Annotated in this window: 6 protein-coding genes; 3 read left to right on the top strand and 3 right to left on the bottom strand. The window is 69.6% G+C overall.

Annotation, left to right across the window (positions count from 1 at the left end):
• Positions 1-109 precede the first annotated feature (109 nt).
• Entirely contained in the window at positions 110-2,464 is a 2,355-nt protein-coding gene (locus CTB96_RS01940) for an arylsulfatase (protein ID WP_110125237.1), read from the top strand.
• Between the two features lie 190 nt (positions 2,465-2,654).
• Positions 2,655-4,721 carry a fructose-specific PTS transporter subunit EIIC gene (locus tag CTB96_RS01945; RefSeq protein ID WP_110125880.1) on the top strand — a complete coding sequence of 689 codons (2,067 nt, stop codon included), beginning with the start codon at positions 2,655-2,657 and terminating at the stop codon, positions 4,719-4,721.
• A gap of 9 nt (positions 4,722-4,730) precedes the next feature.
• On the opposite strand, the gene CTB96_RS01950 is transcribed toward CTB96_RS01945, so the two are convergent.
• Positions 4,731-5,660: an SDR family oxidoreductase gene (locus CTB96_RS01950; RefSeq protein ID WP_110125238.1), complete on the bottom strand. Its 930-nt coding sequence runs from the start codon at positions 5,658-5,660 to the stop codon at positions 4,731-4,733.
• A gap of 105 nt (positions 5,661-5,765) precedes the next feature.
• On the opposite strand from CTB96_RS01950, the gene CTB96_RS01955 reads away from it, so the two are divergent.
• A complete protein-coding gene (locus tag CTB96_RS01955) occupies positions 5,766-6,332 on the top strand; it encodes a TetR/AcrR family transcriptional regulator (RefSeq protein WP_110125239.1) in 567 nt (188 codons plus the stop codon).
• A gap of 44 nt (positions 6,333-6,376) precedes the next feature.
• On the opposite strand, the gene CTB96_RS01960 is transcribed toward CTB96_RS01955, so the two are convergent.
• Together CTB96_RS01960 and CTB96_RS01965 are read right to left on the bottom strand one after the other, a co-directional pair.
• Positions 6,377-7,390 (bottom strand): LacI family DNA-binding transcriptional regulator, encoded by a 1,014-nt coding sequence (locus CTB96_RS01960; RefSeq protein WP_110125881.1) that lies wholly within the window; start codon positions 7,388-7,390, stop codon positions 6,377-6,379.
• Between the two features lie 53 nt (positions 7,391-7,443).
• Positions 7,444-11,970: an alpha-galactosidase gene (locus CTB96_RS01965; RefSeq protein ID WP_110125240.1), complete on the bottom strand. Its 4,527-nt coding sequence runs from the start codon at positions 11,968-11,970 to the stop codon at positions 7,444-7,446.
• Between the last annotated feature and the right edge of the window lie 40 nt (positions 11,971-12,010).

A 12,010-nucleotide genomic window follows, 5' to 3' on the forward strand; every position in this document is an offset into this window, starting at 1 on the left:
GTGTGCCTTGAAGCGGGGCAGGGGCGGTTATACAGTCGCTCAGGTCAGCGCCTGCTGGCGCAGGGCCCTTCGTGGGGCGGCCCCAATTCACCATGAAACGGAGTACCCCATGCCCGCACCGTTCACAGGCAGTATCAACGTCGACATCCGCGACTCTGAGCCGGATTGGGCGCCGTTCGAACCGCCCAAAGCCAAGGCCGGGTCACCCAACGTGGTCTACATCGTGCTCGATGATGTGGGGTTCTCCGCGATGTCGAGCTACGGCGGGCCGATCCAGACGCCCAACATCGACCGGGTGGCGGATGCCGGGGTGCGGTACACCCAATGGCACACGACTGCGCTCTGCTCACCCACTCGCTCATGTCTGCTCACCGGGCGCAACCACACCCGCAACAGCATGGCCTGCATCACCGAGGCCGCAATCGGGTTCCCCAACGCGAGCGGCACCATCCCGCCGGAGAACGGCATGCTGTCGGAGATCCTCGGCGAGCTGGGTTGGAACACCTACATGGTGGGCAAGTGGCACCTCTGCCCCGATGACGAGATGAACGTGGCGTCCACCCGGCGCAACTGGCCCAGCGGCCGTGGCTTCGAGCGCTGGTACGGCTTTCTCGGCGCAGAGACCAACCAGTGGTACCCCGACCTGGTGCACGACAACCACCCGGTGGACCAGCCCGAATTGCCCGAAAACGGCTACCACTTCTCGGTGGACATCACCGACAAGGCCATCGAGTTCATCAAGGACGCCAAGGTGATCGCACCCGAGAAGCCGTTCTTCCTCTATTACGCGCCCGGTGCCGCACACGCCCCGCACCACGCGCCCAAGGAGTGGGCCGACAAGTACAAGGGCCAGTTCGATCAGGGCTACGAGGCCATTCGCGAGGAAACCCTCGCCAGGCAGAAGACGCTGGGCATCGTGCCGGCCGACACCGAACTGCCGCCGATGAACCCGCTGGGCACACCGGACACCCGCTCGGGCCCGGACGGCCAGCCGTTCCCGCTGATGGACATGACCCGCCCGTGGGACTCCCTGACCGCCGACGAACAGCACCTGTTCAGCCGCATGGCCGAGGTCTACGCCGGGTTCCTCTCCCACGCCGACCACCAGATCGGCCGACTGCTGGACTACCTCGACGAACTCGGCGAACGCGACAACACCATGGTGATCGTGGTGTCCGACAACGGCGCCAGCGGAGAGGGCGGCCCGAACGGGTCGGTCAATGAAATGAAATTCGTGAATGGCGTGCCAGACGAGATGGCCGACAACCTCCGCATGCTCGACGAGCTCGGCGGCCCCGCCACCTACAACCATTATCCGAACGGCTGGGCGATGGCGTTCAACACCCCATTCAAGATGTGGAAGCGCTACGAGTTCAACGGCGGCACCTGCGACCCGTGCATCATGTCGTGGCCGGCCGGGATACCCGCGCGCGGTGAACTACGCGGGCAGTACCACCACGCCGTCGACATCGTGCCGACCATCCTCGACGTGCTCGGGGTCGAACCGCCCGAGCGCATCAAGGGCCACGTGCAGAGCCGCTTCGACGGGGTGAGCATGCGGTACGGCTTCACGGATGCCGAGGCGCCGACCACCCGCCGCACCCAGTTCTACTCGATGCTGGGTTCCCGGGCGATCTGGCACGACGGCTGGAAGGCCATTACCACCCACCCCACCCTCAGCGGCTGGAGCCACTTCAACGACGACGAGTGGGAGCTGTACCACACCGATGTGGACCGGGGCGAGCTGCACAACCTGGCGGCCGAGCATCCCGACAAGGTCCGCGAGCTCGTCAACCTGTGGTTCGCCGAGGCCGGCGCCAATCAAGCGTTCCCGCTCGACGACAGGTCGGCGTTCGAGATCTTCGTCACCCCGCGGCCGGTGCTCTCCCCGCCCCGTAGCCGGTATGTCTACTACCCGCACACCTCGGAGGTGCCGGAATCGCAGGCGGTGAACACCCGTAACCGGTCATTCGTGATCGGCGCGCTGGTGGACATGCCCACGGCGGGTGCCGAAGGGGTGCTCTTCGCCCAAGGCTCCCGGTTCGGCGGGCACGCGCTCTACGTGCAGGACAACCGGCTGCACTACGTGAACAACTTCGTGGGGCTGATGGAGCAGAAGATCGACGCGGACACCGACCTGCCGCAGGGCGAGAACCTGCTGCTCTCGGCCTCGTTCGAGAAGGACGGCGAGGATCCCCCGCACGTCTCCACCGGCATCCTGACGCTCTACTACGGTGACAAGGCGGTGGGCTCGGCTCGGATCAAGACCCAGCCGGGCAAGTTCTCGATCGCCGGCGAGGGCCTGAACGTGGGCCGCGACGGCGGTGAGGCCGTGACCGGGTACAGCGGCACCGCGCCCTGGCCATTCACCGGGGGCACCATCCGGCGGGTGGCAGTGGACGTGAGCGGCGAGCCGTACGTGGACCTCGAACGCGAAGCCCAGGCGATGCTGATGCGGGAATAGGTGCTGGTCGGAGCTGATATTCAGCGGGGCCGAGAAGGCGAAAGGTGCCAGTGCAGGGCCTAAAGCCTCTCGGCCCCGCTCGCGGTCACAGGTACGGTGGATGAGCTGCGGCGTCTCTCATCGGGCGCGCACGCACTCCATGGTCGGCGGGCCACACGCCGCCGGCGACGTCCTGGAAGGACTCCTCACCATGCCCGCAACTCCGACCGGCAGCACAATCGCACCACCCACAGTGCTGATCCTGGCCATCACCGCCTGCCCCACCGGCATCGCCCACACCTACATGGCCGCCGAGAAACTCGACGCCGCCGCCACCGCACTCGGCTACCAGATCAAGGTGGAGACCCACGGCTCGGTCGGCGTCGAAGGCACCTTCAGCCAGGCCGACATCGAGCGCGCCGACGCCATCGTGATCGCCGCCGACACCCAGATCGACCTCGCCCGGTTCGGCGGCAAACGCATCGTCTCCACCCGGGTGGCCGACGGCATCCACCGCCCCGCCGAACTCATCGCCGAGGCCCTCGCGGCCTCCCCCACCGGCACGGCCGCTGCAACCGAGGATGCCCCGACCAACGCCGGCAAGCGCGACATCGGCGGCTTCATCTACCGGGCGCTGATGAACGGCGTCTCCTACATGATCCCGTTCGTGGTGGTCGGTGGGCTGCTCATCGCGATCTCCCTGTCGGTCGGCGGCGAAGCCACCCCGCAGGGCCTGGTCATTCCTGAGGGCAGCTTCTGGCTCACCATCAACCAGATCGGCGTGCTGGGTTTCACCCTGATGGTGCCGATCCTCTCCGGCTTCATCGCCTACGCGATCGCCGACCGACCCGGACTCGCCCCGGGCATGATCTGCGGCTGGATCGCCACCACCGGCGCGTTCTACAACTCCGAATCGGGCGCCGGCTTCATCGGCGGCATCGTCACCGGCTTCCTGGTGGGCTTCGTGGCCCTGGGGATCAAGAAGATCCCGGTGCACCGCTTCATCAAGCCGATCATGCCGATCCTCGTGATCCCCGTGATCACCACCCTCGTGGTCGGTGGCCTGTTCGTGCTCGCCCTCGGCCAGCCGATCTCCTGGGTCTTCTCCTCGATGACCGACTTCCTCTCCAGCCTCGACGGCGGCAGCGTCGTCGTGCTCGGCCTGATCCTCGGCGCCATGGTCGCCTTCGACATGGGCGGTCCGGTCAACAAGACTGCGTTCCTGTTCGGCAGCGCCCTGATCGCCTCCGGCAACCCCGGCCCGATGGGCATGGTCGCCGCGGCTATCGCTGTGCCGCCGCTGGGCATGGGCCTGGCCACGGTCATCCGTCGCCGCTTTTTCACCCCGGTGGAACGCGAGGCCGGTATCGCCGCGCTGTTCATGGGCTTCTTCGGCATCACCGAAGGCGCCATCCCGCTGGCCGCCGCCCGCCCGTTGCAGGTCATTCCGGCCAACGTGCTCGGTGGCGCTGTCGCCGGTGCCATCGCCGCAATCGCCGGTGTGACCAACGCCGTTCCGCACGGCGGCCCGATCGTGGCCGTGTTCGGTGCCGTCAGCGGCGTGCCGATGTACTTCGTCGCGATTCTCGCCGGCGTGCTCGTCACCGCCCTGGTCTCGGTGCTGCTGATCGGCATCTCGGTGCGCAAGACGGCAACGGATGCGCCTACCGCCGCCGAGCCTGCGGCCGAGGCAGCCCCGGCCGCAAGGATTCCGGCCGAGGCGATCCCGGCTGCGGCACCGCCCGTCTCCGTGGCCCCGGTGGCACAGGCGGCCACAGCATCGGCCCTGCCGAAGCCGAAGACCGTGCTCGACTACATCAACGAACGCACCATCGTGCTCGACATCGAGGAGACCGACCGGGATGCCGTGATCCGCCGCCTGGCCGGCCTGATGAAGGCCACCGGCATCGTGGTCGACGAGGACGCCGTCGTACAGGCCGCGCTCGATCGTGAACTGATCAGCACGACCGGCATCGGCGAGGGCATCGCCATTCCGCACGCGAAGTCCGACGGCGCCACCGCCCCGATCCTCGCCTTTGCACGCAGCGCCGTCGGGGTGGACTGGAACTCACTCGATGAGAAACCAGCCCACCTGATCTTCATGATCGCCGTGCCCGAGGCGGCCGCCGGCACCGAGCACCTCAAGGTGCTCGCCCAGCTCAGCCGCAGCCTGATGAAGCCGTCGTTCCGGGCCTCCATCGAGATGGCGGCCACCCCGGCCGACGTGCTCGCGGCGCTGGCGTCCTCGGTGCGCCCCGCGGCTCCCGCCCCGCTGTAGCCGGCAGCGCTAGCCGACGGTGGGCCGCACGGCCTCCGCCGACGTCTCGCGGAAGTAGTACCCGGCCTCCAGATCCTCGATCAGGGTCGGGTGCGTCGGCGTCCAGCCGAATCGTTCCCGGGTGAGGGTGCTCGAGGCCGCGATGTCGCGGCTGAAGAAGGCACCGATCCAGCCGAAGTGGCCGAAGGCGTCGTCGGGTGCCACCGAGACGACCGGCAGGCCGAGGTGCCGGCCGATGACTTCCGCGATCTCCCGTGCCTCGATACCTTCCTCGCCGACGGCATGCACCACGGTGCCGGCCGGCGCCGTCTCCAGCGCCAGCCGCACCAGGAGGGCCGCGTCGAGCCGGTGCACGGCGGGCCACCGATTGGCCCCGTCGCCCACGTAGCCCGATACTCCCGTAGCCCGGGCAGCGCCGACGATGGCGGACATGAAGCCGTGGTCGCCCTCGCCGTGCACCGTCGGGGCGAATCGCAGGCTCACCGCGCGCACGCCACGGTCGGCGTATTCGAGGGCGAGATTCTCGCTTCCACCGCGCGGAGCATCCGGGCCGCTCAGCCCGAAGAGGTCCGACTCCGTTGCCAACCGGCCCTGAACGATGCCCGCCATGCCCGAGGCGAGCAGGAACGGCCGATCGGATCCGGCCAGGGTTCCGGCCAGCGTCTCGACGGCGGCCCGCTCCGTGCGGCCGGCTCCGGCATAGTCGGAGAAGTCGTGGTTGAAGGCGAGGTGGATGACGCCGTCGGAGCCGTCGGCGCCGGCGCGGAGGCTGTCCAGGTCGTCGAGGCTGCCGCGATGCGCCTGAGCGCCCGCGGCAGCGATGGCCGCGGCCGACGCGTCGGAGCGTGCCAGGCCCACGACCTCGTGGCCGGCCGAAAGAAGTTCGGGCACGACGGCGGAGCCGATCCAACCGGATGCACCGGTGACAAATACGCGCATGAGAGTGATCTCCTTCTGGCCCGGTGTGCGCCGAACCCTTGATGTCAGTTGCCGCCATGACGGTAGCACACCTATGTCAGTGACCGACATCACTAGACTGAACCCGTGGGACGATGGAAACCGGATGCGCGCGGGCGCCTAACCTTGGGTGCGCTCGAGCTCTTCGCCGAGCGCGGTTACGAGCAGACGACCGCCGCCGAGATCGCGGAACGGGCCGGCGTGACCGAACGCACCTTCTTCCGCCATTTTCCCGACAAGCGCGAGGTGCTCTTCATGGGCGCAAAACACCTGCAAGACCGGGTGGTTGCCGCGATCACGGCAGCCCCAGCCTCGATGCCGCCGATCGACGTGGTGGGAGTCGCCATGGAGAGCGCGGCGGAGCTTCTCGAGGAGGATCGCGACTATGCCCGGCAGCGTTGGGCAGTCATCGCCGCCACCCCGAGCCTACGAGAGCGCGAGCTGCTCAAGATGGCGTCCCTGAGCGCCGCGTGCGCCGAGGCCCTTCGCGCCCGCGGCGTCGCCGAGTTGCCCGCCGGCCTGGCTGCCGAGACCGGGGTCACGATCTTCAAGCTGAGCTTCGAACGCTGGGTCAGCGACGAGCCCTCCGGAACCTTCACCGAGTGCATCCGTGATGCCCTCGCCCAGCTCAAGGGCATGACCGCCGGCGCCTGAACCACCGCCGGTCGGCGCCGACTCTCAGCCGGGTGAAGACCCGCTCAGCGGCTCGCCGGCGGGGCCGCGCTGGCCCGCACCACGAGGGTGGGGCCTTCGCTGGAGAGCACCGGCTGCTCGTCGCCGGTGATCTGCTGCAGCAGCAGGCTGAATGCCCGGCGGCCGAGGTCGACGAAGTCCTGCGACACCGTGGTGATGCCCGGGCGCCAGATATGGGACAGCGGATGGTCATCGAAGCCGACCACGCTCACGTCGTCGGGCACGGAGCGGCCGGCCTCGGCCAGGCCGGAGATCACGCCCATGGCGATCTCGTCGTTGCCGCAGAACACCGCGGTGACATCATCCCGGCCGGCCAGGTCGTGCCCGATCGCCACACCGGAGTCGGCATCCCAGGTCGCCGCGATGATGGCGGGCACGGGAGCGCCGGCCGCTTGCAGGGCGTTCCGCCAGCCGGTGGTGCGGCCGTCTTCGGCTCGCGACGGTGGAACGGTCACGTGGTGCACGGTGCGATGGCCGAGCCCGAGCAGGAACCGGGTGATCTCGTCACCGCCGGCCACCTCGTCGAGCACGGCCTGGGAGACCTGGTCGTCGAGCTCGCCGGAGACCGCCACCACGGGTACATCCCGCGGCAATGCGCCGACGGCCTTCACGCCGGCCGGGTCGAACTTGAGCACGACCACGCCGGCGAGGGGCTGGCTGAGCACCAGCGAGACCGCACGTTCGATCTCGTCGGGTTCGTCGCCGTCGACCAACGAGATGATCACGAAGTATCCGGCCGCTCGCGCGGCCAGTTCGATGCCCTGGATCGTCGACGAGTAGCCGTAGATCGTGGTGTCAGAGGTCATCACCGCGATGGTGGTCTGCTTGCCGCTGACCAGGGCCCGTGCGGCACCGTTCGGCCGGTAGCCGAGCTCTTCGATCGCGTCGAGCACGCGCTGCCGCCGCACGGCACTCACCTTGGCGGCGCCGGTGAGCACCCGCGACACCGTGGGCACCGACACACCGGCCGCCGTCGCCACATCATTGATGCTGGCGGGCTTGGCGAACGTGCGGGTCATGGTGCGACGATACTGCTTTTGCTCGCCCGCCGACGCGTCGGCGGGCAGATCGGTCATTGGCGGCCCGTCGGCACCACGAGCGGGTCCAGCCGAACTGCCACGACCCGGGGACCGGGTCCGTTCGTCGCCTCGAGCCGCAGCGGTCCGGAGGCATCGGTGACGTCGAACCGCACGGTGAGGGGCTGGTAATTCAGCCAGTGGTAGTTGTGCCGGAGGGTCACGACGGTGGACGCATCAGTCCCGCGCCGTACCGCCAGCCGGCGATTGATCACGTCGGCGTTGTACATGTGACCGGTGGCCTTGTCCGCATTGCTGTATTCCAGCGTCAGCATATAGCGGCCGGGGGTGAGCTCCGGCAGGTCGACGACCGCCGCCCCGGTGGCCGCGCCACCCTCTTCGGCGAAGCCGTCGAGGAAGGCGACGTTGGCACCGGTCTCGAGCCGCACCGATCCGGTCACGGTGAACTGCTCGGCGATCCCCCGGTGGGTCACCGCCGGCTCGACGGTCTCGGTCAGGCTCAGGCTGTGCACCAGGGCGGATGCCCCGGCCGCACGCACGGTGACCATCGAGACGCCGGCGGCCAGGTACACCCCGGCGCCGGAGCCGCCCACGTCGGCGCCGTCGACCAGCACCGAGACCGGGCTGCCGATGCCGGCTTCGGCATCCGTGGCGACGGTGAGCGTGTAGCGCCCGGCGACCGGCACGGCCACGAAGAAGATGAGTTCGTCGTCGCCGGTGAGGCGCACGCTGCCCGGCCCATGCACGGCCGCGGTGTGTTCGATTGTGCCGCCGGTGCGCCAGGCGAAGACGGCGTCGAAGCGGCGGGCCTGGTCGTCGATGCGGCTGAGGGTGAGGCGGTCGACCGCCACCTCGTCGCCGATAGTGCCGGTGATAGTCGCGGTGTGCGCACCGGCGGTGAGGCCGACGGGCAGGTCATGGCGGCCGGCGTAGGTCGTGAACAGGGTGGCGGCCAGGCGCACCTCGACCGGGTCGGCGTCGTCGATCGCGAGGAGAATCGTGGCCGGCGCGGTGTCGGTGCCGTAGGTGATGCCGAGCAGGTAGTCGCCGTCGGCGGGTACCGACACCGGGAAGCTCACCCGGCTGTCGGCATCCGGTGTCGAGGCCAGCACCACGTTCTGGCGGCCGGATCCGGTGTAGTGCTGAGGGTCGTCGCCATGGCGCACCCAGCTCACCGCGGTGGCCGTGGCGAGGTCGGAGTCGATGGAGGCGCTCCAGGGACTGGGGGCTGCGGCTGCGCCGCCGCCGTCGGGGGTGACGACGACGAGATAGGCCGAGTGCGGGTCGGCGCCGGGCACCGACACCGTCAGCGTCAGCGTGCCATCCCGCACGGTGGCGGGCTCGTCGCGCACCAGGGTGGGGGCGATCACGTCGCCCTCATAACCCGACCAGGTGACCGAGCTCAGCCGCACCCGCACCGCGCCCGACAGACTCAGGCCGGTGAGGTTCACGGCGATGCCGGCGTCGGTGCCGCCCAGCAGCACTGTCAGGGACGACGCTGAGTCATCCCAGGCCGCCAGTGCGCGCAGCGAGTCCCGTACGTCCGGGTGCGGAACGACCACCGGCACGGTGTGCCCGCGCAGGCTCGCGTACCAGTGCAGCAGCCACCAGCCACCGTTGGCCTGGCCGCTGTTGACGGCGTGGTCGTCGAGGTTGCCGGCGAGGGTCCAGTAGGCCAGGTCGGCATCGACCTTGCTGGTTTCGAACAGGTCGATCCACTGCACCAGTTGGGCGGGGTTCGACATGTCGCGGCGGTTGCCGTACTCGTCGATGTTGATCGGCAACGGGCCGAAGCCGAGCTCGGCCTCCAGCTCGCGGTAGTGCCGGTAGTGCGCCGGGTAGACCTCGAGCGAGGAGGGCTGCAGTTCGTGCCAGCTCATGATCTGCGGCACCACGTCGTTGGCCACGCAATAGGCGAAGAAGTCGCGCACCCGCTCCGGGTAGTAGTGCGATTCGTTCGGTCCGACGATACGAGCGGCCGGGTCGACGGCGCGAATGGTGCGGTACATCGTGGCCCAGTCGGCCAGGAACCTGTCGCGGCCGGCGGCCGACCAGTCGGTGTACCAGATCCAGTCGCCCTCGTTGAAGGGCACCCAGACGAACTGGTGCGCATCCGGCCGGGCGGCGACCTCGGCCACCATGGTGCGGGCCAGCTCGCAGAAGGCCTCGATGCCGACCTCTTCGTAGGGCCACTCCGCGAGCACGTCCTGCATGTAGACGACCATCTCCGAGCCCCCCGCGGCGAAGTAGCCGTCGGCCTGGGCGAGCGCGTCGCCGCCGGGGTGTTGGCGGCCGTGCGGTGCCTTCTGCGCCATGGTGCGCGGCCGCACGCCGGCGATCAGGGCGGCAGCCGGCACACCCTCGTCGGCGAGGCCGTAGAGCATCCCGGTCGCTCCGCCGTGCACGGCACCGGTGCTCACGCTGGCGTCGATGGTGACCTGCTCGACGATCGGGTGGGTGGAGATGCGCAGGGTGCGCGCGGCGGACTCTGCCGCCGCGGTCACGGTGAGTACCGCGGTCACGGGGTTCCAGTCGTAGGCCCACGGTTCCAACCGGCGGGGGAAGACGGTGTCGATCACCAGGTCGAGGCCGGCCAGGTCGGGCAGGGGCACCTGCACGGACTCGGCGGCACCGTCCCGCTTCCACAGGGTGAGATAGCGGTCGTCGGCCGTGCCGATGACCAGCGCCACCCAGGGCGCGGTCCACTGGTCGATGCCGAGCGGCCAGGAGGCGTGGCCGGCGGCGAGGTCCCGACGCATCCGCTTGTGCGCGGCCACGGCCTCGGCCACCAGCACCTGCTGTGGCATGGTCATGATGTCCAGATGCCCGGAGAGGTACATCCGGCCGAGCAGTCCGGTGCAGAGCGTGAACGCGAGCTGCTCGTCGGTCATCGAGGGCTGCGGGTAGGCCCAGTTCGCGGCCTGTTCCGGCAGCATCATCAGCGGGGCGGCGGCTGCGATGGGCGCGTAGGCCTGCGGGTCCTGCTGGTCGCTGGTGGACTGCAGCTGCAGCCGGGACAGCATGGCGAAGTCCATGCGCATCGCCCCGCTGGCGCAGTTCTCCAGCACCAGGTCGGGGTGCCGGTCAAGCACGCTCTCCAGCCAGGCCAGGTGGGCACGGTTGTGCTGCAGCAGGCCGTCGCCGGGGCTGGTTGCGCCCCGGTCGGTGCCCGCGCCGGGGTTGATGTTGTAGTCCAGCTTGAAGTAGCGCACACCGAAGTCGTTCACGAGCCGGTCCACGACGGCGTCGAGGTGAGTGATCGCGGCGGGGTATCGCAGGTCGAGGTGGTAGCGGCCGTGCTCCACGACGCGTTCGCCGTGCCGGCTGAAGAATGCCTCAGCGGGCAGGCGCTGGGCGGCGGGGCTGGCCACGCCGACGACCTCGGGTTCGAGCCACAGGCCCGGCTTCATGTCTTTGCTGCGGATGCGGTCGATCACTTCACCGAGTCCGTTCGGGAACCGCACGGTGGACGGTTCCCAGTCCCCCACGCTGTCCCACCAGTCGCCGGAGTCGTCGTACCAGCCGGCGTCGATGCAGAAGTATTCGGCGCCGGCCTCCGAGGCGGCGTCGATCAGCGGCAGCAGCTTCTCGGTGGTGGGATCGCCCATCAGCGTGTTCATGTAGTCGTTGAAGACCACCGACAGGCGGTCATTGTCGGGGTGCGCGCGGCGGGCCGCCCGACGGAAATCGGTGAGCGCGGCGAAGGCGCCCTCGAGGCCGGCGCCGGCGCCGAGTGTGGCCGGCACCGTGGTGAAGGAGTCGCCGGGGGCGAGGCGGGCGACCCACTGGCTGTCGGCATCCGACGGGCCGGCGAGGGCGAGGTAGGTACCGGCGGTGTTCTCGCCGACCTCCCACCGCCAACCGCCGTTGCTCTCGACCTGCCAGGCGAATGCGGCTGCCGTGCCGTCCGCGTGGGCCTCCACCAGGGCGCCGCTCGGCAGCGACCGGCCGGTGGACCAGGAGCCGGTGGAGGAGAATGCGCGGGAGCCCCTCGCCGGGGCGTCGCCGTGGGCGGAGAGGGCGAGGTCGACGAGGTCGCCGCGCAGCCGGCGGGTGCTCCAGCGGGATTCGCCGATCCAGTCGCAGGTGGCGCTGGCCAGGTCGAGGTCGTCCGGGCTCGCCGTCGCGGCGGCGCCGAGCGCCACCTGCAGGGCGAGGCTCGTGACCGCCTGCACGATCCGCACCCGGTCGGTGGACCGGTTGCTGACCGTGACGGTGGCGCGGGCCGCGCGGGCGGCCGGCGGGGTGGCGATGGTGAGCACCGCTTCGAGGCCACCGTCGCTCTCCCGCAGCAGCACGTCGAGTACGGTCCAGCCGTCGTCGGTGCGGCTGGTGTGGCTGACATAGCGCAGGTTCTGGCTGACGACGCCGCCGGTCACGCGCGGCGTGGACGGTGCCCGGCCGGCGTCGACGGTGAGGATCTCGACCGCGCTCTGGCCGGCGGGCAGGTCGGGGGCGAAGCCCCGGGGTCCCCAGCGGCGCACGCTCAGCGGGGAGTCGCCGTGCTGCACAAGAACGATCTCGAGGACGTCGTTGCCCGTCTCGATGCGGATGTCAGGCATTGTTCTGCTTTCTTGGAATTCGGTCAGCTGAGGCGTCGGC

This window comes from Cryobacterium arcticum (genome assembly GCF_003185895.1).
GTDB classification, from domain to species: domain Bacteria; phylum Actinomycetota; class Actinomycetes; order Actinomycetales; family Microbacteriaceae; genus Cryobacterium; species Cryobacterium arcticum.

Excerpts from the sequence above, each read along its gene's own strand:
- CTB96_RS01940 (WP_110125237.1), top strand. The coding sequence starts at position 110 with ATGCCCGCACCGTTCACAGGCAGTATCAACGTCGACATCCGCGACTCT.
- CTB96_RS01945 (WP_110125880.1), top strand. The coding sequence starts at position 2,655 with ATGCCCGCAACTCCGACCGGCAGCACAATCGCACCACCCACAGTGCTG.
- CTB96_RS01950 (WP_110125238.1), bottom strand. The coding sequence starts at position 5,660 with ATGCGCGTATTTGTCACCGGTGCATCCGGTTGGATCGGCTCCGCCGTC.
- CTB96_RS01960 (WP_110125881.1), bottom strand. The coding sequence starts at position 7,390 with ATGACCCGCACGTTCGCCAAGCCCGCCAGCATCAATGATGTGGCGACG.
- CTB96_RS01965 (WP_110125240.1), bottom strand. The coding sequence starts at position 11,970 with ATGCCTGACATCCGCATCGAGACGGGCAACGACGTCCTCGAGATCGTT.